The 26,659-nt window shown below is 45.0% G+C and carries 27 protein-coding genes; 9 read left to right on the forward strand and 18 right to left on the reverse strand.

Annotated elements, in window-relative coordinates:
• Positions 1-214 precede the first annotated feature (214 nt).
• The 4 genes from DW896_RS15970 to mobA form a co-directional block, all read right to left on the reverse strand.
• Positions 215-1,078, reverse strand: coding sequence for an aminoglycoside 6-adenylyltransferase AadS (locus DW896_RS15970; RefSeq protein WP_003013318.1), 864 nt, complete (start codon positions 1,076-1,078; stop codon positions 215-217).
• A gap of 686 nt (positions 1,079-1,764) precedes the next feature.
• The gene (gene mobC / locus DW896_RS15975) at positions 1,765-3,780 is read right to left on the reverse strand and encodes a conjugal transfer protein MobC (protein ID WP_118192123.1); all 2,016 of its coding nucleotides are present in this window, start codon (positions 3,778-3,780) and stop codon (positions 1,765-1,767) included.
• 87 nt (positions 3,781-3,867) lie between these two features.
• Positions 3,868-5,121 (reverse strand): conjugal transfer protein MobB, encoded by a 1,254-nt coding sequence (mobB, locus tag DW896_RS15980; RefSeq protein ID WP_117663910.1) that lies wholly within the window; start codon positions 5,119-5,121, stop codon positions 3,868-3,870.
• Positions 5,106-5,525, reverse strand: coding sequence for a conjugal transfer protein MobA (gene mobA, locus DW896_RS15985; protein WP_032856281.1), 420 nt, complete (start codon positions 5,523-5,525; stop codon positions 5,106-5,108). The genes mobB and mobA overlap by 16 nt, the downstream gene beginning before the upstream one ends.
• 745 nt (positions 5,526-6,270) lie before the next feature.
• Between mobA and DW896_RS15990 the strand changes: the two genes are divergently transcribed.
• From DW896_RS15990 to DW896_RS16005, 5 genes are all read left to right on the forward strand, one after another.
• Positions 6,271-7,029: a ParA family protein gene (locus DW896_RS15990; RefSeq protein ID WP_119993549.1), complete on the forward strand. Its 759-nt coding sequence runs from the start codon at positions 6,271-6,273 to the stop codon at positions 7,027-7,029.
• A 4-nt stretch (positions 7,030-7,033) separates the two neighbouring features.
• Positions 7,034-7,480 carry a DUF3408 domain-containing protein gene (locus DW896_RS15995; protein ID WP_119993552.1) on the forward strand — a complete coding sequence of 149 codons (447 nt, stop codon included), beginning with the start codon at positions 7,034-7,036 and terminating at the stop codon, positions 7,478-7,480.
• 15 nt (positions 7,481-7,495) lie between these two features.
• The gene (locus DW896_RS16000) at positions 7,496-8,146 is read left to right on the forward strand and encodes a hypothetical protein (RefSeq protein ID WP_119993555.1); all 651 of its coding nucleotides are present in this window, start codon (positions 7,496-7,498) and stop codon (positions 8,144-8,146) included.
• Positions 8,147-8,164: 18 nt separating this feature from the next.
• Positions 8,165-8,332: a hypothetical protein gene (locus DW896_RS21500; protein ID WP_165860121.1), complete on the forward strand. Its 168-nt coding sequence runs from the start codon at positions 8,165-8,167 to the stop codon at positions 8,330-8,332.
• Between the two features lie 81 nt (positions 8,333-8,413).
• On the forward strand, positions 8,414-8,911 hold the full coding sequence (locus DW896_RS16005; protein ID WP_230315341.1) for a DUF3408 domain-containing protein: 498 nt from the start codon (positions 8,414-8,416) through the stop codon (positions 8,909-8,911).
• A gap of 495 nt (positions 8,912-9,406) precedes the next feature.
• Here the strand turns inward: DW896_RS16005 and DW896_RS16015 are convergent, their stop codons facing one another.
• The 7 genes from DW896_RS16015 to DW896_RS21510 form a co-directional block, all read right to left on the reverse strand.
• Positions 9,407-10,453: an IS110 family transposase gene (locus DW896_RS16015; RefSeq protein ID WP_007896893.1), complete on the reverse strand. Its 1,047-nt coding sequence runs from the start codon at positions 10,451-10,453 to the stop codon at positions 9,407-9,409.
• Positions 10,454-10,719: 266 nt separating this feature from the next.
• Positions 10,720-11,772 (reverse strand): IS110 family transposase, encoded by a 1,053-nt coding sequence (locus DW896_RS16020; RefSeq protein WP_007896891.1) that lies wholly within the window; start codon positions 11,770-11,772, stop codon positions 10,720-10,722.
• 202 nt (positions 11,773-11,974) lie between these two features.
• A complete protein-coding gene (locus DW896_RS16025) occupies positions 11,975-13,252 on the reverse strand; it encodes a PcfJ domain-containing protein (protein WP_119993559.1) in 1,278 nt (425 codons plus the stop codon).
• The gene (locus DW896_RS16030) at positions 13,249-13,674 is read right to left on the reverse strand and encodes a PcfK-like family protein (RefSeq protein WP_004312216.1); all 426 of its coding nucleotides are present in this window, start codon (positions 13,672-13,674) and stop codon (positions 13,249-13,251) included. The genes DW896_RS16025 and DW896_RS16030 overlap by 4 nt, the downstream gene beginning before the upstream one ends.
• Before the next feature lie 23 nt (positions 13,675-13,697).
• Positions 13,698-13,937 (reverse strand): hypothetical protein, encoded by a 240-nt coding sequence (locus tag DW896_RS16035; protein WP_089544682.1) that lies wholly within the window; start codon positions 13,935-13,937, stop codon positions 13,698-13,700.
• Positions 13,938-13,949: 12 nt separating this feature from the next.
• Positions 13,950-14,165: a hypothetical protein gene (locus DW896_RS16040; RefSeq protein ID WP_119993562.1), complete on the reverse strand. Its 216-nt coding sequence runs from the start codon at positions 14,163-14,165 to the stop codon at positions 13,950-13,952.
• 719 nt (positions 14,166-14,884) lie between these two features.
• Positions 14,885-15,037 carry a hypothetical protein gene (locus tag DW896_RS21510; protein ID WP_165860123.1) on the reverse strand — a complete coding sequence of 51 codons (153 nt, stop codon included), beginning with the start codon at positions 15,035-15,037 and terminating at the stop codon, positions 14,885-14,887.
• 79 nt (positions 15,038-15,116) lie between these two features.
• On the opposite strand from DW896_RS21510, the gene DW896_RS21515 reads away from it, so the two are divergent.
• Positions 15,117-15,272 carry a hypothetical protein gene (locus DW896_RS21515; RefSeq protein WP_158556339.1) on the forward strand — a complete coding sequence of 52 codons (156 nt, stop codon included), beginning with the start codon at positions 15,117-15,119 and terminating at the stop codon, positions 15,270-15,272.
• A gap of 248 nt (positions 15,273-15,520) precedes the next feature.
• Here the strand turns inward: DW896_RS21515 and DW896_RS16050 are convergent, their stop codons facing one another.
• On the reverse strand, positions 15,521-16,588 hold the full coding sequence (locus DW896_RS16050; RefSeq protein WP_005833392.1) for an SGNH/GDSL hydrolase family protein: 1,068 nt from the start codon (positions 16,586-16,588) through the stop codon (positions 15,521-15,523).
• Positions 16,589-16,734: 146 nt separating this feature from the next.
• Here DW896_RS16050 and DW896_RS16055 point away from each other — a divergent pair, with 146 nt between their 5' ends.
• Entirely contained in the window at positions 16,735-18,636 is a 1,902-nt protein-coding gene (locus DW896_RS16055; RefSeq protein ID WP_119993566.1) for a TlpA disulfide reductase family protein, read from the forward strand.
• A gap of 69 nt (positions 18,637-18,705) precedes the next feature.
• Here the strand turns inward: DW896_RS16055 and DW896_RS16060 are convergent, their stop codons facing one another.
• The gene (locus DW896_RS16060) at positions 18,706-20,244 is read right to left on the reverse strand and encodes a Gfo/Idh/MocA family protein (protein WP_005833396.1); all 1,539 of its coding nucleotides are present in this window, start codon (positions 20,242-20,244) and stop codon (positions 18,706-18,708) included.
• Between the two features lie 289 nt (positions 20,245-20,533).
• On the opposite strand from DW896_RS16060, the gene DW896_RS16065 reads away from it, so the two are divergent.
• On the forward strand, positions 20,534-20,896 hold the full coding sequence (locus DW896_RS16065; RefSeq protein WP_005829755.1) for a BlaI/MecI/CopY family transcriptional regulator: 363 nt from the start codon (positions 20,534-20,536) through the stop codon (positions 20,894-20,896).
• Between the two features lie 2 nt (positions 20,897-20,898).
• Positions 20,899-22,719: a M56 family metallopeptidase gene (locus tag DW896_RS16070; RefSeq protein WP_119993568.1), complete on the forward strand. Its 1,821-nt coding sequence runs from the start codon at positions 20,899-20,901 to the stop codon at positions 22,717-22,719.
• 91 nt (positions 22,720-22,810) lie between these two features.
• Here the strand turns inward: DW896_RS16070 and DW896_RS16075 are convergent, their stop codons facing one another.
• The 5 genes from DW896_RS16075 to DW896_RS16095 form a co-directional block, all read right to left on the reverse strand.
• Positions 22,811-23,911, reverse strand: a complete 1,101-nt coding sequence (locus tag DW896_RS16075; RefSeq protein ID WP_005829749.1) for an Mrp/NBP35 family ATP-binding protein — start codon at positions 23,909-23,911, stop codon at positions 22,811-22,813.
• A gap of 74 nt (positions 23,912-23,985) precedes the next feature.
• Positions 23,986-24,744, reverse strand: a complete 759-nt coding sequence (gene trmB, locus DW896_RS16080; RefSeq protein WP_009037846.1) for a tRNA (guanosine(46)-N7)-methyltransferase TrmB — start codon at positions 24,742-24,744, stop codon at positions 23,986-23,988.
• 162 nt (positions 24,745-24,906) lie between these two features.
• Positions 24,907-25,926, reverse strand: a complete 1,020-nt coding sequence (locus DW896_RS16085; RefSeq protein ID WP_005833410.1) for a branched-chain amino acid aminotransferase — start codon at positions 25,924-25,926, stop codon at positions 24,907-24,909.
• Positions 25,927-25,979: 53 nt separating this feature from the next.
• The gene (xseB, locus tag DW896_RS16090) at positions 25,980-26,195 is read right to left on the reverse strand and encodes an exodeoxyribonuclease VII small subunit (RefSeq protein WP_005829741.1); all 216 of its coding nucleotides are present in this window, start codon (positions 26,193-26,195) and stop codon (positions 25,980-25,982) included.
• 12 nt (positions 26,196-26,207) lie between these two features.
• Positions 26,208-26,606, reverse strand: a complete 399-nt coding sequence (locus DW896_RS16095) for a lipocalin family protein (RefSeq protein ID WP_005829739.1) — start codon at positions 26,604-26,606, stop codon at positions 26,208-26,210.
• Positions 26,607-26,659 lie beyond the last annotated feature (53 nt).

Consider the following 26,659-nt stretch of genomic DNA (forward strand, 5'->3'; position numbering starts at 1 on the left):
TTTCATCCTTCGTAGTTCAAAGTCGGGTGGTTGTCAAGATGATTTTTTTGGTTTGGTGTCGTCTTTTAAGCTGCCGCATAACGTGCCGCGTATTGGCGATGGGCGGGATTTTTAGCACTGAACTTTAATCGAAGAACAGAAGTTGAATTTTGCACTTCCGTTGATACGAAGCCGTTCAGCCCGCCTATTGCCAATACGATGTTGTACGACGTAGTTATGTTTTGGGTTTTAGTCCAGCTAAATATTTTCGTATGTCATTTTCTAATTTATCCGGGTATTTGTACTCTAATTTTTTTGACAATTCAGTTCCTATTTCTGAAACTAAATCAGTCATTGAAAATAGAGCAGTCCAATTTTCCTTTATATCGCTCCCTGAAAATGTTTGTTCTGTTTTAGCCCACATTTCCTGGTTAAGATACTTTTTGAAAAGTCGTCCATATTTATTGGTCGTTATGTTCCAATTGTGTTCACTTGCAATGTGCCATTCAATTAAAGGAATTAAATATTCTGTGCGAATAACGGTTTCCGACATAAATTTCGCATAGAATATTTCATCTCTCACAAGACACTTTGCCACGTAAGTTGTGTCCCACCAAAAATCGTTTATTAGATTTTGAAACTCTTTTTCAGACGGTTTTTTGATAATGGAAATTTGATAAGTTGGTTTCAGCATTTGCTTTGTAATACCATCTTTATCAATTAAAATTTTATAACCAATATCCCAATCTTCTGGTAATTCTTTCTCTTGCGTTTCCTTTATAAATTTTGATTTGCTGTAAAGTTTAAAATCTACTTTCACACCGTCTTCATAAAGTAGCATTTTCATTGCGTGTTTATGGTTAAAACAACTTTCGTCTTCTTCAATCATAGCAATTGGATTTCCGAATTTAAGCGTCCAGCTTTTGTCTGAAATGTAATTTGTATTATCCTCAAAAACAAATTCAATGTCTAAATCACTAAATTCGTCAACAAGTGCTAAAGGATTTACAAGTGAACTTGTCAGAAGAAGAACTCTTACATCTTCGTTTTTCTCCGACCATTCTATAATTGTTCTTAACTTTTCTTCTCTGACTTTCATTTTGTTTGGTTCGGTTTTACTATGTCGTACAACGTTTTTCAGCTACACGCAGGCAGGGATTTTTACCACTAAGCTACCTACGATGAACTGAACTTTAAATTTACCACTTTCCAGTCTTACGAAGCACGAACCCCCTGCTTGCGTATAGGTGATGTTATGCGGTCGGCTTTCATTTTCTCTTCTTTCTCGTTAATTTGTCAAGCAAAGTTACTAAATTTGCAGTCAAGCAATTTCAATTTTTGAATTATGTATTTCAGCAGACCTTGGACTTCTATCTAAGTGATAGGCAGTCCTGAATAAATTCCAATCAATCTTTTAGGGCAAGACAATCAGTCTATGCTTTGTGTGTGCAGTCATTTTTTTTGATGGCATTGCTTTGTCGTAGTTGCTCTGTCGGGTAATACTGTCTATTCACTTCTCTGTGATTTGAATTCAAGTATTCACCTGTAAGACTTGAAAAAGAGTCTCCGAAACCTCATACAAAAAGATTCAGATCCGCAATTGGTTAAATTTGTCAATTCGATAGATTCAGTACCTGAGGTTGAAACCGCGTAAGTATTTGTCTAACAAGTCCGAATTTTACGATTTTACCCGTCAGAACTGAAGTGCCCCCCAAAAAAATTGTATCCAACTTTTGGGGGTCACTTCAAACTTCGATAGGGATAATTTTCAATTTTGGGGACTTGTTAGACAGTCTCATTATCTGGTAGCAGTTTACACAGCACCGGATCGTTTTTGATACGCTCCAGTTCCTCCTGCACAATCTGCTTCACCTCTTCCTTGATGCGCCGGTAGTTCGCCTGCACCGTTTCCTTCATGCGGTCGTTGCCGTCCTCGTCCGTGAAGTTTGTAATGACGGGAATTTTCTTGTAGGCACTTTCTTCCCGTTTCACCTTTTCGGCATCCACCACAATCTCGCAATGAAAAATCTTCTGCTCGATACGCTCGTTGAAGTTGTCGGATACAGAACCGACAAACATTCCCTGCGTAAGCCCGGAAATCTTACTCGGTGGAATGAGCGCGTCCATCTGCGTGTTGATGGAGGTGGAAACATCCTGCCGGTTGATGGAGATGGACTGCCGTTTCTGCAACACCTTACCGAACCGCTCGGATAAAGTCTTGGCGGTCTCGCCAACGACCTGACCGCTGAAGATGTTACCTACCGTATTGATAACCACCTTTGCCTCCTTGTCTCCATAATCGCGAACCAACTGCGAGAAGTCTTGGAAGCCTAAACACACCGCCACCTTGTTGCTTCGTGCCGTAGCAATCAGGTTATCCAATCCCTTGAAATAGATGGTCGGCAACTCGTCAATGATAACGGATGATTTGAGTTGTCCCTTCTTGTTGATGAGCTTCACGATACGGGAATTATACAGACCGAGTGCCGCACCGTAGATATTCTGACGGTCGGGATTGTTACCCACGCAGAGGATTTTCGGCTCTTCGGGATTGTTGATGTCCAGCGTAAACTCGCTGTCTGACATCACCCAGTAGAGCTGCGGTGAAATCATCCTCGAAAGCGGGATTTTTGCCGACGCTATCTGACCCATGAGCTGCTCCGCAGCCCCTCCAAGCCACGCATCCATGAACGGCGAAAGGTAGTTCTCCAGCTCCGGATAAGAGGTCAGTATCGGAAATATATCCTCGTAACGGCGGTTCAGAAACTCGATAGCATGGGGAAAGGTACAATACTTCCCGTTCTTGTAGATTCTTAGGTACCAAATGATGGCTGCAAAGAGGATAATCGGACTCTCCACGAAAAAGTCGCCCTGCTTCTGGACCCACGTCTTGTTGAGGTTGAGCATGATGGTGTATGCACTCTCATAAGCATCGGAAATGTCACTCATGAAATCCGGGTGAATGGGATTGCAGCGATGACTTCTGCGAGGATCATCAAAGTTGATGACATAGAACTGGGGCTTGACCTTATATCCATTCTGATGGTTCATCATGTGGTTGTAGGCAATCGTCGAAAGGTCGGGAAACTTGAAATCATAGATATACATTGAATACCCCTTCTCTATCTGCTGTTTGATGTAGTTGTTCACTACAGCAAAGGACTTACCACTACCCGGTGTACCTAACACGATGGTGGCACGGAATGGATTGACTACATTGATCCATCCTCTCTGCCATTTCTTCTTGTAATAGAATCGTGTTGGCAGATTGACGGAATACTCGTTCTCCATGAGTTTGGTCTCCTGCATGAAACTCTCGTTCTCATTATTGAACACATCCTCCATGAGGTTGTGTTTCAAGAGTCTGCTCATCCAGAGTCCTCCCATCAACAGGCAGATATAACCCGCTGTCATTGTAAATATGTACAGCGTGGCATTGCCCAAATTAGATATAGGCAACAATAATATCCACCAGTTGAGGAAGAACAGACAGGAGCCAACGACAAGAACCGTCCAAATCCTGTTCCAACTCATCTTTTCTGCTTTCACGCCCTTGGTTCCCAGACATGAGAGCGCCAGGAGTAAAAGCGAGAACAGCTTGGTGTAGAGGATAGAATGAAACAAGCCACCTGTACGGTTGAAGTTGATAAGGATTCTGTCAACAACCCCGATTGTCACTCCCCATATGTGCATTGCCTCGTAGCAATACCAATACACATTCATAATTGCGAGTATGATACTCACAGCACGGAGAAAATCCATAATTTTCCCCAATGCTCTTAAATCGTCTTCTTGTGCCATTGTTTTTTATTTTGAAGTTATACAAATTGTTTTTGATTGAAGGCTGACTTTCTCCATTGCATAAGAAAGTCAACCTTGATAACACGATTAAAGACTTCGCCCTTTTCGTTTCTTCTTCTTTCTACGCAACTCCCTGTCAAATGCAGCTTCCTGTGCTTCATTTGAAGGACCTCCTCCAGACATGAGTCCAAGACCGCTGCCGTATTCATCGAACAAGCCAGAATCGTGACGCTCTTGTTCTGAGATTGCACCATCTTCCTTTGGAATGGCAAGCGGTATCGGCTGTTCGTTCTCGTAAGGCAAGGTGAAGTGCTCCTGTAGAGCATTGGCAGAAAGATCCGTTCCAAGCCTTGAACCATTGAACACGCTTTGGGTGCGGTGGTCAATGAATGTTGCTCCGTAGATACGGCCGTCAGCTGTATGGCGGAAAACGACATCAATACCCTTTGCTTTCAGCAACTCAACGAACTTATCCTTATGGTAAGTCTGCTTCAAGACTGCTTCCACGCTATGACGGGTCATCTCGGAGAGTTTCTTTTCCTCCTTGAACTTCTTGGTAGAATAAGCGAACCGTTTTTCTATTGCCTCCACACCGACAGATTTGTCAATCTTGGAAGCCTTGAAAGGATTTCCAACTTTGTTGCCCAGTCCGTCAGTGGCAGAATAGACGAAGCCATGATACTCACGACCGCCAACTTCGCCTCTGACCTCCTCCAAGGATATATTATATAAGGAAAGAAGTGCACGGTATTCGCCCAATGACTGGAACCTGTAGGTAGCGCAGAGAGATTTTACGGTGTTGGCAACCTGCTTCTTCACATTGCCTTGGCTTATATCCACCTTACGGAGTGGATTGTCTGCCTGACGTTGCTTGCGGTCTGCCTTGTGGAGATTGTACTTCTCCTCCAAGTCACGGGTGATAGCCTTGCTCCTATGGTAGTTGTATCGGCTATCCAAACACTTGCCGTTTTCATCCACTCGGATGGTCACGATGTGCATGTGATGACGGTCGATATCCTCATGCTTGTAAACCATGTATGGCTGGTTGCCATATCCCATGCGCTCCAAGTATTCCCGTGCGATGTTCTCCATCTCCATATCCGTCAGCACATCATCAGGATGCGGATTCAGGGAGATATGCACGACAGGCTTTTCCGTTCTGATGTGCGGAGAAAGGTATCGTTGGAAATCACGCAAGGCATTGGCGATGCTCGTCTTTCCCGAACAATCATCGAAGATCTTGTTCGTTGCCAAGAGCTTTCCCTCTTCCTTGTTAATCTTCTCACCATTGTATGCCAGTGCGCCATACAATGAACTTCCGAAACTTATCTTTGCGACCATCTTTCCTCAAACTTACGGGTTAGTTCAACTATCTCACGGGTAAGAGAGACCAGTTCCCTGGTGCAGTTCTCCAACTTATAGAGCAAAGCCATCGCCTTTTTCTCTGAGAAATGACAACGGAGTTCCTTGACAACCTGGTTGTAGTTGTTGCCAATCATTCGGTACTGCGAGTGAAAAGAAGAAAGCTTGGTGTAGTATTCCACCAATGTCTTGTCCTCGCGCAGCACCTTGAACGGCTCGCCGAAAATACGTGCCTTGGCAAAGACAGCCTTCGCTTTCACATCAGTCTGCTCATACATGACGAGGAATTTCATCCACTCGTCATCGTCGAACCGAAGCATCACATGGTGCGACTTCGGGTTCAGCTTGGGGATTCGTCCCCCTCGTTTTCTTTCTGTGTTCATATTAAATGGATTAAGTGGTACATGCGGCAATAATGGAATTGCACAAACTATCGTCAGATTGGAACATGGGGAGCCCGACTTCGGAGAGGCTACCAACCCGGCAGGGCAAGGTCTTTGGAGAGTAACTCCAAAGGTTTTGAGTAACTCAAAACATACCTTGCTATGTCTTTGAGGACATAAAAATCCGCTTAGGGTGGATTGAAGTTAGCCTTCGTAAGAAGCTGTCCCATCCCGAATGGAAGCTGTTCGGGAAATCCTGTCCTTTGCGGAGCATCAAGCCTTGTTCTTGTCGGAACGATATGGATGCGCTATCCATTGCTTTGCCTTTCGGGTGCAAAATTACGGCTAAAAATGCGCCCTTGTAACAATGCGACCCCAGACAACCACTGCAACTATCGGCAACATGCTGCCACAGGATTTGAAAACCATTGTTTTTCGGAAATTTCGTTGTTATTTTGCAGCCAAACATTGAACCAATGATTTGAAAATATGATGAAACAAGCATTTGCAGCAACGAATAAGCCTGTCACTATTGCAGCGTCTCTTTGCATCCATGATGCTCCACTGACGTACAGACTTACTGATTCACTGTCGTACTGTCGTATGGAAATGATGAAGCATTGCAACAGTTCAAGGTCTCCATAATGGAGCAATGACCGATAGACATGGACATCAAAGTGTTCATATCTTTGAATTGGCAGGAAATCATAGAAACGAGTAATCAACAATTTAAAAAGTTAACGATATGAGTAAGACAAGATTTGTTGCGTTCGCAACACAGAAAGGCGGAATAGGAAAGTCCACCATCACGGCTCTTGTAGCCAACTACTTTCACAATGTCAAGGGTTACAATGTGGCGGTCATAGACTGTGACGAGCCACAATACAACCTTGCAGACCTGCGAGACGAGGAACTGGAACTCATCAAAAGCAGCGACTATTTCAAGGCGCAAGCCTGTGAGCATTTCAAAAAGCTGGGCAAGAAGTCCTTCAGCGTAACGAGAAGCAATGCTGTCAATGCGCTTGACGACGCAGAGACAGTGTTGAATGAAACAGAGGTTAAACTTGACTTCATCTTCTTTGACATGCCTGGAACTATCAAAAGTGAGGGCGTCATGAAGACCTTGTCTCAGATGGATTACATATTTGTACCCGTCAGCGCAGACCGCTTTGTTGTAGAAAGCGCAATGAGCTTCATGCAGTTGTTCCACGACAACTTTTTGACACAGGGTTGGTCGGTCACCAAGGAACTTGCTTTCTTTTGGACAATGGTTGACAAACGAGAACGCACGAGTTTGTATGATGTATATGAAGGTATGTTCAAGTCTCTCGACTATTCGGTTCTCAACACACGACTGCCAGACAGCAAACGTTTCAGAAGAGAGCTGTCGGAGAACAGAAAGGCAGTGTTCCGTTCCACCATCTTTCCATCAGACCCAAACCTGTTGCGAGGGAGTGGCATCAAGGAGTTGTCCGACGAGATTTGTGAAATCATAAAGACATGAGCCTATGGTAAGCAGAAAAATCAACACTGACGCAATAGATGAAAATCTGCTCATTGCCTCTATTGGCAAGAGCAAGATTGGCACGACAACGGCATCCATTCTTGACGGAGCTTCCCAATCCCAAGTGAAAGATACCGAAGAGAAAGAAGAGGTTGGCTGGAAGTCCCAATGCTCGCAGACCGATAAGCCGCCAATTTCACGCAAGCCTCCCAAGGCTTCTTCGGAAAGTTACGATTCGGCATTCTTCAAGCGAAACGAGATAAAGACTCGTCAATGCGTTTATATCAGCCGTGAGATACACAGGAAAATTTCAAGAATAGTCAGTGTGCTCGCAAAGCATGAGTTGACAGTCGGTGGTTACATCGACCTTATTCTTGAGAGACATCTTAAAGAGAACCAGGAAGAAATCAACGGCTTGCTGAGAAAAGAGATTGACGATTGGAATATGTAACAAAAAGGAACAAGCATGACAATGGAAACTATATTCTTGATAGTCTTGGCTGCATTCAATGTTTGGACTATCTATTTTTACAACAAGTTGCTTCTTGAAGTTGCGAACGGCAAGGAAAAGGAGAAAAAACCGCCTATCGACCCGATGGCACTTGTAGGCAAAAGTCTTTTCAAAGTGTCCCAACTGCGGAAGAAAGAAGAAACGGAACAAAAACAAACAGAATCCATGTCCGTATCGGATAATGACGTGACATTTGACGATTCTCCAAAGAGTACGGCACGGATTTCTGACGAACAGCTTGATGACGTGTTTACGAATGTTCGCATAGAAGATATTGGTATGAAATATTCTGACAACGAGGAAGATGCCGATGTGCCACAAGCCAAAGGGTCAAGTTTTGAGGACATTGACGCAGCTGTGAATACCGTCAAGGCACCGAAAGCAACGGACAAGGAGAAAAGACATGCAGGCAAGGTTTTCCATGAGATGGATGGCAACCAATTCTATGAGAAATTCATGGAGAACAGCGAGGAGTGCAAGAAGAACATCCATGATTACGTCACCTTCTACTTGCAAACTCACAAGATTGTAGAGATTTCCAAGCCAAAGAAAGAGTTTAAGGTGCCAGACAGTATAGAGGACTTCAATATCCTCGACTTTGTATAACAATTTAATAGGAGAATTATGGAAAGAACAGAAGAGAACAATGCAACAAAGGATAGATTTGCACATGTGGGCAAAACATTCTCGGAAATGGACAGCGAAAAGCTACAAGCTGAAATCGCAGAACGCTCAAAGATTATTAAACGCAAAATAGATGCGTTGATGGAATTGCATATGTCAGGTATCTGACAAAAACTGTTGAAGTCGGATTTTCAATAGTCAACAAGTATTTCAATAGCAGAGAATTTGTATAACAATTAAAAAATGATTATGGCAGACAAAACAAAAAACTGTGGTAAAGGACAACTCACTTCGACAGATGCCAAGGAGTTGTATGAGGCTTTCATGAGAAATTATGAAGAGACAATGGAGGAAGCTGGAAAACAGATTGACGCTTGTCTTGAAGAGACATTTCAAGACCGTACATCGTCAACTATTTCCGACAAGGAGGAGTGTTTTGATGAAGATGCAGCATATGAGAATTATGATGTGGGTGAATTTGAGCCAATCGACAGAATGGAGAAAGAGCGTGCTGAGCAGTATGTCGGCAAGTTCATGGCAAATGCAGGTTTTACCGCAAGATATGGCAGACATGTTGGCATCAGCGAGGACATTCATGAGCGTGTGACTAAATTTGTCAGTATCGTAGGCAAGGGAAAGATTTCCATTGCAAGTTATGTGGATAACATCATCAACGAACACTTCAATGCCTATGCAGCCGAAATCAAGGCTGCATTCGATGAAGGTCTCAAGTCGTATCGCCTCTGACAATAAATTAAGAGTACGCCAATGAAAAAGAAAGACTACGGCTAAAATCTCAGCTTGCCACTGAATCCACAGGACGGCATCATGCCACATTAGTAAGCAAAAGTGTCAATCGCCAGATAGGACTATCTCCCAAGGAACAGAAAAAAACGATTTATGAATAAAGGACAGTCCTTTTGATTTGGGCTGTCCTTTGTTATTCTGCAAGCATCGCAGATAAGGGCAAGAGGGTTTCTTTGCCACTTTCTTTTCCGCTCCTCGGCTCATGATTCCTAAGACATCACCAAATTTTTGAGAGCTTTTTTGTGTTAAAATAAGCAAAATTGCCCCCAGAAAGCATATAGTCATACCTACCCCTGTAGCAGAAGAAGACATTTTTTGACTTTTCTGTTACAAAAAAAACGATACGGAACTCTTTCTTTTAATAGCTTTTTGCTCGATTCCTAATTAGTTATCCGTATCTGTCCTCACAAGACTATAAGAGACAATGGTACATTGTCATAGTTCACTTGCTTTGGACTTTTCAATATGTAAGTTCTTTCTGTCGTCAGAGGTGTTCAACACTTCCCATTTTCTCTTTTGCTTGCCTATGGCAAACATTCTGCAAATGAGCTTAAACTTGACGGCATTCAATGCCTTACGCTTAGTATCAGAATCTTTTCTGCCTCCTAACTTTCGATTATAAAACATTTGCATTTCCACATCGTACTCAACAGCTCTCAATGCCGCCATAGACAGGTCAGCTTTCACTTGACCGTTACAGTGTGCGGAAGGTCGGGCACGCCATTTCACACTGGTACCAGAAGTGTGACTGCATGGAGCTACGCCAACATATCTCGCATATTGCCGAGCTGTGTCAAAAGCGGTAAAGTTTCGTGTGATGGCAATTATGTTTGTTGCATTGACAAAACCAATTCCTGGTATCGTCAACAGATTCTGAAAAGTGTCAAAGACATCTTCCTCCTTGGACATTAATTCACACTCTTCCTGATCTATCTTCTCAATGTCATGATTGAGCTTTTTAATGTAGCTCTCATACATGGCAGAATCCTCTTTCGTTTCAAACATCTGCATTCGGTTCATAAAGTTTGTCCGTTGCTCCACAAGGAACTTACGCTCATTGACAAGTTGCTTCAATTGTTGCATAGCCTTGCTTGGCAACTTGTATGGCTTGGCACATTCCGTGCCATCATAACGATAGAGGAAGTCAGCTATCTTTGCAGAGTCATTCTTGTCTCGCTTATCTATTGTCCCCATAGGATGATGTTTTACTATACGTGTACTAAGCATACAGAAAGAGTAATTCTTGGACGTGAGGAATTTTTCCAAGTCCAAGGAGTAGCAACCTGTAAATTCCATGCCAAACAGGGCTTGGGAAAGTACCACACGGCTCTTTTTGAGCCATGAGCACATATCGCCAAATCCCTTGCGAGTGTTGTTGAACACCTCATGAGGGAACATTTTGATGTTGGTGTCCTCACGAAATATAGATACATCTATGACATTTTTAGAGATGTCAATGCCTACAAATGATTTATTTTTCATATCTTTGCACCGCTTTACGAAAGGAACTCTCTATGTCAGGATAAGCCAAATCTTTTAAAAGCTGGGACGGACAGCTAATTCCCTAAAAGGCACTGAGTCTGACATTTCGGGCAGAGGAGACTATATCAAGGGAAAGGGCTTTGCCTAAGATTAAAAAGTTCACTACCTCTGTCTGGAGTTCCTTCCTTTTGAGGATTCCTCGCAAAGGTAGTGCCAAAAGCAACCAAGAGACTCTATCATGGTATAGTGATGGTCTTAAAACACTGTTAGTTCACTCCTGGTTGCTTGTTTTTCCCATTTCGATAATTGTCCGTCTCCACATACGGAGTACCTCGTTTTATAACGGCAAACATACGGAGTATCATCTTAAACTTGATTGCATTAAACACTATTCCACTGCATTTCTCCTTTCTCTTGCGTTCCCAGTAATCTCTGATGTTCGGAATGTGCTGCATGCAAACCAAACAGGCAATGGACAAATCTGCCTTTGCCTGTTTAAAACCTTTCTTAGAGACTGACGAGCCTTTTCTCACAGATGTACCAGATTCTTTCTTGAAAGGAGCGACACCAATATAGCAAGCGTATTTACGTGGGTTATCTATTGCCATGAAGTTTTCGGTCAAGACAATGGTTTCAAGTGCGACAACACGCCCAATACCAGGTATTGATGTCAGCAGGGAAAAGTTCTTGCTGATGTCCGCATCTTCTTTTATGTACATGTCAATTTCATTGTCTATGCCTTTAAGTGCATCATTGAGCGTTTTAAGTTGCCCATTCTTACGTTCCACAGACAAATCTGTGTCATACGCACATATATCATGAAGCTGCTGCTTGTAAAGGACTGACTGCTTGACTGTCTGCTTGCGTTCCGCCAAAAGCCTCTTCAACTTAAAATATACAGGAGAAGGAAGTTTTGATGGGTTGCGAAGAATCTTTCTGTGGTTCTGCTCACAGTAAATGGCTATGCGGAAAGAATCAAGCTCGTCAGTCTTGATGCGGTCGAGCGAACGCAGTCCATCATCCAAGTCTGGCTCAAAGCGATGCATCTTGCGAGGTTCCACCATCCTATAAATATAATGTTTCTCTTCCAACCACAGTCTAAAGTTTTGGGTGTAAAGTCCTGTATATTCCATACAGAACAAGACTATATCAAACCCCTTGCTTACCTTTGCCACCCATGAACCAATTTTCTTGAAACCTGCATTGTTGTTGCTCACCTTTATATGGGCTTTCTTCCAATCAATGCTTTCTCCGTCATAATAAGCAAGGTCGAGAGTCTGCTTTGAGACATCCACGCCTATGTAAAGTTCTTTATCCATAATTTTGACATTTAATAGTTAAATGGAATCAAGAAAGTTGGCTGGATTATATAAGGACTATGACATGAGAAAGGGCATACCTTGAAAGAAAGATAGTTCACCTTAACACCCATTAACCAAATATCCTAACTTGATTCCTGGGTGCAAAGGTAAAAGAAAGAAAGTGGCGGAACGAATTTTCATCGCTCCGCCGATATGGATTTTATGTTGTTGCAACCATTCGTTGCTCTATAAGTCTTGCATTGCTGTTCACCAAGTTGATGATGTCGGCATGGTGCTCGGTATCCTTGTTCTGTAGTCCGTGGCATTGTACGACTTTCATCTGTTCGAGTGAAAACTCCACGGTCTCAACCCTTTGTTCGGCTATTCTTGCTGAGAAGATGATGCAGTCGGGATTGAGTGAATAGTTTGTACCGTTGCCTACGCAATGATGCATCGCCTTGCCCTCAAGAACGTGCTCCTTGACGCTTTCAAGCATTCTCACCACGATATTGCCGTCCGTGAACATCAAACCGAAGAAACGGCTCTTCATTTCCTTGAACTTGTCCTCGTTCTTCAATGCCTTGCGTATCTCCTCCTCGGTGCGCTCCTTTTCTTTCTTGGCTCTGATTTTATCGGATATTCTGTCGTGCTCGGCTTCAAGGTTGTCGGGGCAAATGTAATGTGGACTTCTGATGTCTTTGCCCATTTCTACCAACATACAGATGTAGTCCGCCCATTTGCCGATGTCTGTAATAAGGTAATGGTTGCGGTTGGCTATCTTGTAGGCATTCCAACAAGTTTCCAAGTGCCGTGGATGGTCTATGAAGTGGCGGACGTGTCCGTAACGACATTGTTTCATCATCGTTTCGATGCGGTGGTCTGTCAGCATCGCCTTGAACAATGTAAGCGGTTCGATGCCGTGAAACGCTCCGTCAAAGCCGTTGCGCCATATCTGAGGAATGACTTTCATATCGGGGCAGACCGGAAATGAAGCAATATGCTGATAGGTGGTGTTGTCCTTGCGCAGTTCAATGTCGGAGTCGTAGCAGAACGTGTCCATATAGATACCCATTGTGCGCTTGCGTGCCATAACCTCCACCTTGCCTTTCTCGTTCATCCAATAGCGTGCCACCTCCCAACAATAGATGTCTGCCTTTTGTCCCTTGCGGTAATAGGCTTTCATCTGATATGCTCGCATGAGTTGCAGTCCCTTGCGCTCGGAGAGTACACTGAAATAGGTAGAAGACATTGCCTTCTGTCGCTTGGTGCGCTGCACTTCCAACTTTGCCTTACACTTCGGGCAGACACATTTGTCCGCATCCTCGTCCGTAGTCCAAGTGTGTCCGCAGTCCATGCAAGTGGTCTGTCCGTGCTTCAACTGAAAGGCATAGTGGTCAAGACATTTACGGAATGCCCATTGCATTTGCGCTCCCTTGATAGGTCGCAACCCCTTGTTTGAGGTTACGACTTGCTTCTGATATTTCGTTCTTGGTTTCATAACGTGTCGAATAATGATGGTTGGTGTACTTCTGTTTCCGTTCTCTGTGAGGTGCGCTTGGCGGTATCTCTGTTACGCATCTTGTTCATCTGCTCTTGCTGATATTGGCGGATGGCTTCCTGTCTTGCCTGTGCCTTCTCCTCCTCTGTGAGTTCGATGTGGTGGTTAACAGACACTTGGCAGTTCAATGGTTTTCCTACCTCGATGTCCTTCTCCTCGTAGTAGTGGATGGCTTGCCCATATATCTCGTCATCGCAAAAGCCGTTGCAACCGCTCTTCTGTACCCAATTAAGGATATAGGTGACGCAATCGTCTATGTTCTTGTCGGGGTTGTCATACTTGGCTGCAAAGAGTTCGTCCTCCATTGCACGCTCCTCCAAATAGGCTTGTATGGTTCTCTTGAAATATTCTGTAGTGTTCATGTCTGATGTTGTTAAAGGGGTTGTTACTCGTGATAGATGATGTCGCAGTCCTCAACTTCTGTAGGCAGTCCGAAGAACGGATAATGGCTGAAGTAAGGTTCTGTGCACATGTCCTCGTTGTATCTTGGACTTACTATCTCAATATTATTCTTGCGTATGGCTTCGTCCACCATACGGATTTCCTCGTCTGTCAGTCCGCTTGCATCGCCATTGATGATGTAGCAGAGTGCCCATGTAGGTATCGCTTCAATGCTTCTGTTCATATCGCTTGTACTTTAAAGTGTTAATAACCAAATGAATGTTCCAATCAGTACCACCATAGAAAGAATGGAAATGATGATGCCGAAGATGAACTTCACAATTCCCAATATGACTTCACCGACTATGCAGAGAGCCATATATCCCAACCAAGCCACCAAAGTGATGAGGGTTGAGCCGACTGCGGAGAGTAATCTCCACCAAGTCTGTGTTATGTTGATGTTTGTTGTCATATAGCCTTGAATTAAATTTATTTGCGGTTCCAGGAGCTGAAGGGAAGTTCTCGTTTCTTCACCTTTTTGTCGCTCCCTTTTCCGACATTTTTTTTGCGTCTTCCTGTCGCATCGGTCGTTTCGTTTCAGGTGCCTTTCAAGGGCGGCGAGGCTGGAAATACAAGGTTTTTCGGAAAAATACTACCCAACGGTGTGGAGATTTTTTCGAAAACCGAAGGCTCGACCTTTTATTTCCAAAGCCCGCTGCCATACCTTTGCACCTGCACGATAACGGTTGATGCCAAAAGGAAAGACCTTGTGGAGGAAAGAAAATCAGAGCGACAAATGAAAATAGAAACTTCACGGAAGTTTTTGGACTGCACGATTATCGCATACTCATTTCTGAGAAATGGATACAATTACTGTCTTGCAAATGTTTTTAGGAAAATGGAAATCGCATACAAGAATGGCACAGTCTTCAGAGAAATTCCGATGAAAGAAGAGTATGGCTTGTCCATGCTTCTTGCATCGGGTTTTCTCCAAGGCTGTGCAGCCAAGCATAAAAGTGGTCGTTGAGGTTTACATCAATGACTTCTTTCTTGCGGTGGAGTATGCAAACAAAATGGTACGGCAAATCAAGGAATGGTGTTTCTTTTGATCGGTTAGCCTGCAACCGACAAAAAGAAGCACTTTTCCTCATGCCGTACTACTAAGACATGAAAGGGTGGCGTGCCACTGTTTCATGTCGTTTGGATTGTGCGGTTAAAATGGAACTGCGAGTTGTGGCTATAAAAGTCAGCCGTTGTCAGCACGGCAAACAAAGAAAAGTCCTTGGCTGTATAGTCTTGAAGCATTTCAAGGCATACCGCCAAGGATTTTTCTTGCCGTGCCATAGTCGGAGGAAGTTAGTCTGAGGTACGAGGACTGTCTTTCTTCGACGACGGCTGACTTTTATACAAAACACACGACAGGATGAGAATATGCAAACGAAATAGACCATTCAAAAAACAGGAACCCTTGCCACATAAGTTTGAATGGATTGAAATGGCAATAGCAAAGAATAGAGAAGAATATGGTTTAATGAAAACAGATTTATCCAAGCAAAAAATCGAGGATAAAAAATCTTAAAACATTCTTTATCCCCGATTAAATATCGTACCTTTGCAACCGAAAGAGTTCTTTGGATGGTTATGCAAATCACAGCAGGATGCCACATTCTGTTTATTTCTAATTCGTAACCTCTTCTTTTTACGAGATAAAAACTTATCTCATTCTCAATCACTTATAAAAAATACGTACTTTCGTTAAAGGAAACAAATAGTTGCCCTACAGCATCGGCAAGGCAGCAAACAGACAAACGGGGCTGTAATACCTAATTACGGTCGCATGTGTTTCTCCAATATCGGGTAAAGTATCTCAGCATACCTCATAAAGCCCAAATCGGTAAAATGAATGCCGTCTACTGTAGCCTCCCCGTCGTGGCCGATGATGTCACGGGAAGCAAGGAAATAGATGTTTTTCTCTCCACGTTGCTTCAAAGAACGGAAAAAGGCATTCAATGTCTCATTCTTGTCCTTTACCTCCTTGGCAATCCTGGTGTCAAAAGGAGAGTGGGTAAAGAGAGGGTCTTCCACGAAAAGGACAGGCGTATCGGGATGCTTGCTGCGGATAGTGGTATAGAATTTATCGGCACGCTCTCTCATTTGCTCCACGGTAGCATTGGGCACAAAGTCGAGGACAAACATAGAAGCGTCCACACCGGCTATGACATCGGCAATCTCCAGGTCGAGCAAGGCATTGCCGCTAAATCCCAGATTGATGCACTCACGATTGAGCCAACGTTCCAGAATATTGGTATGCGCCATGCCGGGACGGGAAGCGCAGCCTCCCTGCAAGATGCTGGTACCATAGAATACCACCGGCTTCTCACGTTTCGGCAAGTCTACTGCCGGCGGGGTAATGGCGGATAAAGAATCCACGCCGATGGAAAGCGAGGTAACCCCATCATATAAAGAAAGGTACAAAAGGTATTCGCGCTCCTCGGGCAACATATTGCTTACGATAGTCGCCTTATTGATTTTGCCCTGCGGACGTCCGCTACCGGCAAATATCCACTTACCGTCTTGCAAGCAGTAGAGGTCGAGGCCTTTAATGCCGGTCGGTGTCATGTGGTTCATACTCATATTGTTCCTTACTTCCCATTTGGCAGAAATGCTTGTAGAGTTGGAACGGAAGCGCACGGCGAGTCCGGCACTGTTGCGGCCTAAGTCCCACAATGGCTTGCGGGAGATGTTCTGCAGAGAGTCCGGCAGACGCTCATAGCGGGTAAGGGTAGATTCTGTTGCTTTGCCCAGAAGGGGGAAGGCGGAAGCATCATGATAGATAGTCTGGGCATTGGCAACAGCGGCCAACAACAAGCCCATCAAAAGAATTCTGGTTCTCATATGACAAGATATTAAGTGTTAAGTATCAGATGGCAAAGATACAAGGTTTCTTTGAAAAACGAAGAAATGGAAGTATTTTACATCAATTAACTCCCACATGCTTGTTTCTTTACGAAACATTCGTAATTTCGCAAAAAACAATTTATATGAGACACATTCATTTACTCTTAGCAGGCTTCCTACTGTGCATCTGCTGTACCCTGCAAGCCAAAAACCGTGTGATTGACCAACCACCGTTTATCGTAAGAAACACGACTTCCATCGAAGTGAGTAAAGTAGTCATCAGTGACACGGCAACCGTGCTCCACATCTATGCCAAGTATCGTCCCAAGTACTGGATACAGATTGCACCCGACAGCTACCTGACAGACAATAACGGAGAAACCTACCAACTGCGTTCCGGTATAGGCATCATACCAGGTAAAGAATTTTGGATGCCCGAATCGGGCGAAGCGGAATTCCAGCTGGTCTTTCCTCCCCTATCCGACAATGCTACCTCCTTCGACTTCACCGAAGGCGAAAAGGTGGAAAACGGATTCAGCATCTGGGGAATACAACTGAAAAGCAAGAAACTGCCGGAACTGGCACTTCCCCAGAACGCCGTAGTACACAAAGCCGACCCTAATGCCGAACTTCCCGAACCGGTCATCCAATACGGAAAAGCCATGCTGAAAGGAAAACTCCTGGATTCACGCCCCAATATGGGAATGCCAATCAGTATTGCCGTGTGGGAGAATGTCAAAGGAGACATCACGGACATACCACTCGACATCCAGCCTGACGGCAGTTTCACCAAAGAAGTAACATTGCCCGGCACTACCCCATGTACCATATATTTGGGTAGAGAGCATATGCTCCAGTTCTTCATGGAACCCGGCAAGACAACAGAAATATACGTCAATCTACGCGAAGCTTCCCGGCGCAAGTCTAAATTCCACAGCGAAGGGAAACCCTATGGAGAAATGGTATATATCAACGGACCGCTGGAAACCGTGGCACAAGAATTGAACGGAAACCACCTCGGCATCGACATGCAAGACAAGCTCTATCAAAACATAGCTGCACTGGCTGGCAAGGATATTGATGCAGCCAAAGCATACGTACTTCAAATATCCGACGAAACACAAGAAGCAATAGACAAGTTGCCTTATAGTGCTTCTACCCGACAACTTTTGACTATCAATAACAAACTGATTACAAATGCCATGCTGTCTTCCGTTGCCAGCATCTTGACATCGGCTGCCCTACACGCCAATCTCATCAAACGGGAGGAAGCAAACAACTACTATCAGGAACTTGCCCGGAAAGTACCCGCCAACTACGTGTCCGACGAAGATATGAGTATATTGAATGTGCCGCAGGCAGTCTTGTCCAACCAGTATGTACAAATGGCTTCAAGGAATGTCGAACGGAGTGGAGAATTGGCCAAAGCCTGGGGAACCGACAAAGGTATCTTCTTCGATATAGCCCGTAATGTCACCCTCTACCGGGGTATCAAGAACTTCACCCCGCTCACCGACGAGCAAAAGGCCACCGTTGTCGCCATGCCCGCCGCATACCGTGAAATGCTGACTGCCGCCAATGACGAACTGCTGGCACAACTCGAAGCCAACAAGAAAAAGACGGGCTACACCATCAACCAAGTGGACGCCAACGTCAGCAACGAAGATTTGTTCACTTCCATCATCAGCAAATTCAAAGGAAAAGTATTGTTAGTAGATTTCTGGGCCACTTGGTGCGGTCCATGCCGTATGGCAAACAAGACGATGGCCCCCATGAAGGAGGAACTGAAAGACAAGGATATCCTATATCTGTACATCACCGGCGAAACCTCCCCCTTGAAGACCTGGGAGAATATGATTCCCGACATCCACGGCGAACATTTCCGTCTGACAGATGCCCAATGGAAATACCTATCGGATGCATTCAAGATAGAAGGGGTACCGACTTATCTGATTGTAGACCGCGAAGGAAACACCACGTTCAGACAAACCGGCTTTCCGGGAGTGGAGAAGATGAAGGAAGAGTTGCTGAAAGTGACTAAATGACAAACTGATAAAACAAAAAAACAGCAGGCTTATCACCTGCTGTTTTTTTGTTTTATCAGTATACCGCCATTACTTTTCAGCCCATTCCTTGGCTCCCTGCTCCTTCAGTTTAGCAGTAAATGCCCTTGCCTTCTCCATAGCAGCCGCTTCCTCTTCCGGACTTGCATACGCATGCTTGTAGCCTTTCACCACATTCCATTCACCACGGGTGAAATCAGGGAATGCCACAGCCGCACAACCGTTGTCCATGGAAAGTTCTCCCAATTCTGCAAGGCAGCACCACTCGGCAAGATCGTATACATCCATATCCAACGGAAGACCGTTCTGCAGGCAATATACCAGACGGCTGTCCATCACGAAGTCCATGCCACCATGACCTCCTACTTCCTTCGCCATCTCACCGTACTTCTTCAAAATGGGATGCTGGTATTTCTCCACGAGTGCCTCCATCTCCGTCTCCGGCAGGAAACCGTGTGAATTCAAATCATCCACTTTGGGCTGAACGCCCGATGCACTCAGCTGGTCAGCGTCAAGCGCATACCCTTCTACCGGATATTTGTTGGCGAATCCCTTGGTGCCCGTAAGCTGATACAAACGGTTATAAGGCTGTGGCGTCATCACATTGTGCTGAATCTCAATCACCTTTCCATTGGCTGTACGAATCATGGTCGTGGTATGGTCACCGTTACGGAACTCCTTGCACTCCTCACCGGTTCTTTTCTCTACCAGCTCCTTGCCTACCACAGACTTGGTATCCATGGCTACCAGCGTTTCCATACGGTCACCACGGTGAATATCCAGTGCTTGCGCCACCGGACCAAGGCCGTGGGTGGCATACACGTCACCGCGATGCTTCATGTTGTAGTCCAAACGCCAGCCCAGCTTGTCATTTTCTCCATTCTTCCAATAATGGTCCCAAAACGGGCTCAAATTATGTATATAAGCACCCTGCGCACGGATAACTTCACCGAACACGCCATGCTGCGCCATGTTCAGCGTATTCATCTCGAACCAGTCATAGCAGCAGTTCTCCAGAATGAAGCAATGCTTACGGGTAGATTCACTCAAGTTAATCAAATCCCAGCATTCCTGCAGATTCATGGCCGAAGGCACTTCTATCGCTACATTCTTTCCATTCTCCAACGCACACTTGGCAACGGGGAAGTGATGCAGCCAGTCTGCAGCAACATAAACCAAATCTATATCATCACGTTTGCAGAGTTCCTCGTATCCTTTGTCACCGGAATAGACGGCGGCCTTGGGCATGGATGCCTTCTTCAAGAGCTCCTGACATTTATCTGCACGGGCCTCTTCATAATCACAAAGAGCCACTACCTGCGTACCCGGAATATAAGTGAAACGCTCCACTGCTCCGGGGCCACGCATACCCAAACCAACAAAACCCACACGGACTGCCTCCAACTTCGGAGTAGTCAGTCCCAATACACTCTTCTGTCCTGCCGGACGCTCGGGAGTTTTGACAACAATGGTACCATTCTGCCATTCCCATTGAGTTCCCTTCTCTGTGGTTTGCACAGTAGAAGTCTGGCTTGTGCATGCACCCAATACGAAGCACATTCCCAGCAACAACGATTTAACTGTTCCCATATTTCTGCTTTATTTAAGGTAAAAGAATTCATTGCAACAAAGACAGCGCAAACCGAATGCAGAATAAAATGAACCCGTTCATTTTTTATGCTGAGGTGCCGCCAGTCTTCGCTTCTTCTGCAAAGATAGACAATCTTAGCCAAAAGAAGATTATCAACAGCCATGTTCTTTTCAATCTGGCAAAAGAATATACACACAGCAGGAACATTTAGATTAATTAACTCACTGTTTGATGTTTATTTACGAAATATTCGTAGATTTGCATTGAATTCATTTAAATACTTTATCCATGGAAAAGTTAACGATACAAGAAGAAGAAGCAATGTTGTACATTTGGGAACTGGGCAGTTGCTTCGTAAAAGACATTGTTGCCAAATATCCCAAACCGGCGCCTCCCTACACAACTGTAGCATCTATTGTGAAAAACCTGGAGCGCAAGCAGTATATCCGTGCCGCACGTGTAGGCAACACTTACCAGTATACCCCGCTTATACGCGAAAGCGAATACAAACGTACCTTTATGAGCGGTTTTGTGCGCAACTACTTTGAAAATTCTTATAAGGAAATGGTTTCGTTCTTCGCCAAAGACCAGAAGATTTCGGCCAATGACCTGAAAGACATTATAGACATGATAGAGAAAGGAAAGGAGTAAACATGTTAGCCTATTTTCTGAAAGTGAATGTAGCGATAGTATTGTTTTACGCATTCTATCGGCTGTTCTTCTACAAAGACACGTTTTTCGGCTGGCGCAGAACCGCACTGCTCTGTTTCTTTGCCGTTTCCGCCGCCATACCTCTGCTAAACATACAAACGTGGATTACGGAGCAGGAGCCGATGGTGGCCATGGCAGACCTCTATGCCAGCGTTGTACTGCCGGAACTCACAGCAGGCACCGAAGCGACTCCGGCCGACTGGAAAAGCATCCTTTCAGAATATGCCAATATCGCCTATTGGGGAATAGCGGCATTGCTGATGATACGCCTCGTCATGCAACTGGCGGGCATCATCCGTCTGGCATGCCGATGCCGCAAGGTACAAATAGGCAACACAAATATACATCTGCTTCCCAAAGCAGACGGACCTTTCTCCTTTTTCCACTGGATTTTTATCCATCCGTCCTCGCATACGGAAGAAGAATTCAACGAAATATTGATTCATGAGCGGACACACGCCCGGCAATGGCACTCCATTGATGTCATCATCAGTGAACTGGTGTGCATTTTTTGCTGGTGCAATCCATTTGCCTGGCTCATGAAACGGGAAATCCGCACCAATCTGGAATATATGGCCGACGCCCGCGTATTGGAAAACGGCTATGACTCCAAAACCTACCAGTACCATCTGTTAGGATTGTCACATCAAAAGGCTGCAGCAACTATCTATAACAGTTTCAATGTTTTACCTTTAAAAAAACGCATCAAAATGATGAACAAAAAGAGAACAAAAGAAATAGGAAGGACCAAATATCTGATGTTCCTTCCTTTAGCGGCCTTACTTATGATTGTCAGCAATATCGAAGCAGTGGCACGTACCACAAAGAAGATTGCAGCGGAAGTCATAGAGGCTGTAGACGCCAAAACCGGACAAGCGGTACCGGAAGTTCAAGCCCCTCAAGTAGCTCCCCTACCGGAACAAGATACGAAAACAGTGACTTACAAAGGAAAGGTAGTGGATAAGGATACTCTCGACAATCCGATTTTTGAGGTAGTGGAACACATGCCCGAATTCCCCGACGGAGGCATGTCTGCACTAATGGAATACTTGAGCAAGAACATCAAATATCCGGAAGCAGCCATGAAGAAAGGTACGCAAGGACGGGCTACCGTGCAATTTGTAGTGGAGAAGGATGGCAGTATTACCAATGTGAAAATATTGCGCGGCATTGACCCGGAATTGGATAAAGAAGCCATTCGCGTCATCAGTGCCATGCCTAAATGGAAACCCGGTACACAACGCGGAGAAGCAGTACGCGTAAGATTTACGGTACCAGTGATGTTCCGCTTGACAGAAGACAAGACCCCGGTGAAGTATGCTCCCATTGAAAACAAGATAGATGAAATGGTGGTAGTGGGTTATGCTCCCGAAGAAGCTACCTACCCGGAAGAGGCAACCGTTTTTGAAGTCGTAGAACAAATGCCCGAATATCCCGGCGGCATGCCCGCAATGATGGAATTCATCGGCAAAAACATCAAATATCCGGTAGCAGCACAGAAAGCTAAGATTCAGGGAAGAGTTACCATACAGTTTATCGTAAATACAGAGGGCAACATCATCAATCCCAGAGTTCTCCGTAGTGCCGACCCTCTGCTGGATGCCGAAGCAATCCGCCTGACTACCATTATGCCTAAGTGGAAGCCCGGCATGCAAAGAGGGCAAGCTGTAAACGTAAAATATACAGTTCCTATCATGTTCCGCCTGCAAGAACCGGAGAAGAGCCCTGCTGTTCAGAATGCCACTGTTACTCCAACTAAATAAACTAATTCTCTCTCTAAACAAGTTTAAATGGAAAAGGAGCAGTTACCCGACGACGGGCAATTGCTCCTTTTCATAAGGAAAACATCCATGTTTATTTATGCACTTCCACAATCCGCGTCGGCGCCATTTCCATATTTCTGCGGTCTACCTGACGGACTACGGCAGCAGCCAGTTGCAGGAAAGCGCGCCCGGTCACCGTATTCTCATCCAAAGCAACCGGAGTCCCCTTATCACCGCTCTCGCAGATACTCTGCACGATAGGAATTTGTCCCAGCAAGGGTACGTTCATTTTCTCAGCCAGTCTCTTTGCGCCTTCTTTTCCAAAGATATAATACTTGTTTTCCGGCAATTCGGCAGGCGTGAACCAAGCCATGTTCTCCACCAAACCGAGAATGGGCACATTCACCTTATCATTGGTAAACATATTGATGCCTTTGCGGGCATCTGCCAGCGCCACAGCCTGCGGCGTGCTGACAACGATAGCTCCTGTCAGTGCCAAAGTCTGCACCACTGTCAAGTGAATGTCGCTCGTTCCGGGAGGAAGGTCGATAAGGAAATAATCCAGTTCTCCCCAATCGGCATCACCAATCAGCTGCTTCAAGGCATTGCTTGCCATACCTCCCCGCCACAAAGTGGCCTGGTCGGGGTCTACAAAGAAACCGATGGAAAGCAACTTGATGCCATACTTCTCTATCGGAACAATCAAGTCACGTCCACCAATGTTCTCTGCCACCGGACGGGCATCTTCCACTTGGAACATCTTTGGAACAGAAGGCCCGAAGATATCAGCATCCAGCAGACCTACTTTATAACCCAACTTTGCCAAAGACACGGCAAGGTTGGCAGCAACCGTGGACTTACCTACCCCACCTTTTCCGGAAGACACTCCGATAACATTCTTCACCTGGGGTAATAGCTTACCCACTTCCGGACGTGCCGCCTGACGGCTTTCAGTCGTAATCACAACCTCCACCTCGGGAGAGACATACGTATGTATAGCTGTCTCGGCAGCCTTCACCATTGACTTCATGAACGGATCAGTCGGTTTCTCGAATGTCAACGAGAAGCTGACCTTCATCCCGTCAATCCGCATGTTATCGGCCACCATCTCAGCCTCAACAAGATTCTTTCCGGTGCCGGGATAACGCACTGTTGCCAATGCATCAAGGATTAATTTTGGATATAATGTCATTGTATGTACTATTTGACGATTTACTATTTACTATTTTTATGCGAATCAGTAGTATTTTTAACCACTGATTCGCATCATTTACTGGTTTGTAGTCCACTACGCTTACTACGGTTATAACTGCGGTACTCATCCAGCTCTATCTCCACATCCGGCTCCTGCAACTCGCCCTCTTGCGGAAGATGGAACTTGATGTACTTGATATTCAAACCACGATCCAGCCATTGTTGTTCATAATAGGTCTTGATGCTGAGTATCTCATCAGCCATGCCGGAGTGGTACAAGTCTTCCGTCATCACATCCACCGGCAGCCGGTTTCTTTCAATCATGTACCGGGTATAGGTAAACATGAAGTTGCTGTCCGTCTTCAGATGGACTATGCCGTCATTCTTCAGGAACTTGCGGTAGCGCTCCATGAAATAAGTGGAAGTAAGCCTTTTGGTCGCCTTCTTCATCTGCGGGTCCGAGAAAGTGAGCCAGATTTCGCTCACCTCATCTGTAGCAAAAAAGCGGTCGATGATTTCGATATTCGTACGCAAGAAAGCAACGTTCTTCATGCCCGACTCCAGCGACTCGGTGGCTCCCGTCCACATGCGGGCACCCTTTATATCCACTCCGATGAAGTTCTTTTCGGGAAACATGCGTCCCAATCCGACAGTATATTCTCCCCTACCACAGCCCAGTTCCAGGACAATGGGATGGTCGTTCTTGAAAAACCGCCCGTGCCAGTTCCCTTTCATGTCAAACGGCACATTATCCACCGCGGAATACGGATACTCGAAAACATGCGGATAACTCGCCATATCGGCAAACTTCTCTAACTTGTTCTTTCCCATTTAAGAAGCATTGAAACATAAAACATATTATTTTAGGCACGGATTACACGGATTTTCACGGTTTCTCTTCAATCTATCCGTGCTTTCCGCGCAATCCGTGCCTAAAAGTATAAAAAACAAAGTCCCGGCAAGTCTTATACGATAGATATTACCATCACCGTATTATTCAACAATCGTCACCCACCCGTGAGTATCCGGCTCGTCACCATACTGGATGGCACGCAGCTTGTTGTAGAGCTTCGTACATACCGGTCCCGGTTTTCCATCCTTGGAAATAACGTATGACTTGCCGTTCTCTACGTCGTCAATACGTTCGATGGGGCTGATAACGGCAGCCGTACCGCAGGCACCCGCTTCCTCGAAAGTCAGCAACTCTTCTTCGGGAACCGGACGGCGCTCCACCTTCATGCCCATATCCTCTGCCAGCTGCATCAGGCTCTTGTTGGTGATGGAGGGCAGGATGGAAGTGGACTTCGGAGTGATATACGTATTGTCCTTGATGCCGAAGAAGTTGGCAGCACCACATTCGTCCATGTATTTCTTTTCCTTGGCATCCAGATAGAACTCACAGGCATAACCCAAATCGTGCGCTTTCTTGTTGGCACGCAAGCTGGCTGCATAGTTACCACCTACTTTATAAATACCGGTACCCAATGGGGCAGCACGGTCGAATTCGCGGATAATGACATACGGATTGGTTGAGAATCCACCCTTAAAGTAAGGACCTACCGGGGTCACGAACACCACAAACAGATATTCGCTGGCAGGATGTACGCCTACTTGCGCACCGGTACCCACCAGCAACGGACGGATATACAGAGAAGCACCCGATTCATAAGGCGGAATGAAACGCTCGTTCAGCTTCACCACCTTCAGAATAGCTTCTTTGAAACGCTCCGTAGAAAGTTCCGGCATCAAGATGCCACGGCAAGTGGATTGCAGGCGGGCTGCATTCTCCTCCAAACGGAAGATACGCACTTTACCGTCTTTGCCACGAAAAGCCTTCAAACCCTCAAACGCTTCCTGACCGTAGTGCAAACAAGTGGCAGCCATGTGCATAGGAATGGTTTCCTCACTGCAAACTTCCAGTTCGCCCCATTGTTCGTTACGATAGTAAATTCTCACATTGTAATCTGTCTTCATATATCCGAACGGCAGATTAGCCCAATCAAGTTCTTTCATATCTCAAAGTATTAGTTACTTCTATTACGTACATTTTGCAACAAAAATAGCTTTTATTCTTCAGATTCCCACTTCTCCGACAGTAATTTTTCAATTTCCTTGTCAGCTTTGGTCAATTTATCGCTGCAAAATGCTATAATTCCGTTTGCTTCCTTTATTTTTTCAGCAAGCACATCTATCTCCAGTTCGTTGTTGTCTATCTGGCTGACAATTTTCTCCAAACGTGCCATGGCTTCGGAGTAGGTCTCTTTTTTCTTGGTTACCGGCATAATTGAAATTAATTAATCGTTGTACTTCTCAAGCCGTTTGTCAGAATTCCCGTCTTTGGGCGATGCGTTCTCCCACTTCATCTCCTTGGACGTCAGTTTCAAAATATGATATTGTTCAGTACAATGTTCCTCTTTATCATACAACTTAATCAATTTTTCATCAAGACTTATGATATAAGTTCCACGAAAAGGGACTCCGTTAGATAACGGGCTTCCGGTATAAACTTCATAGGTCTTGTCTGCATTAAACGTATAGCAGGTCACAAAATCGTCCTGCAGGACTGGTTCTTTCACAATCCACTTACCTACCAGTTGAGGAATTTCGACCTTATCATCCTCATCCGTACATGAAATAAAACTAAATGCCATACTTATCAGTATCAGCATAAAAAACAAATTTTGTGTTTTCATCTTTGTTCATTTTAAATGATTTAAACAATATTCATAAAATGCAGAGATTTGCA

This window comes from Bacteroides sp. AM41-16, assembly GCF_003603495.1.
Classification (GTDB): domain Bacteria; phylum Bacteroidota; class Bacteroidia; order Bacteroidales; family Bacteroidaceae; genus Bacteroides; species Bacteroides uniformis.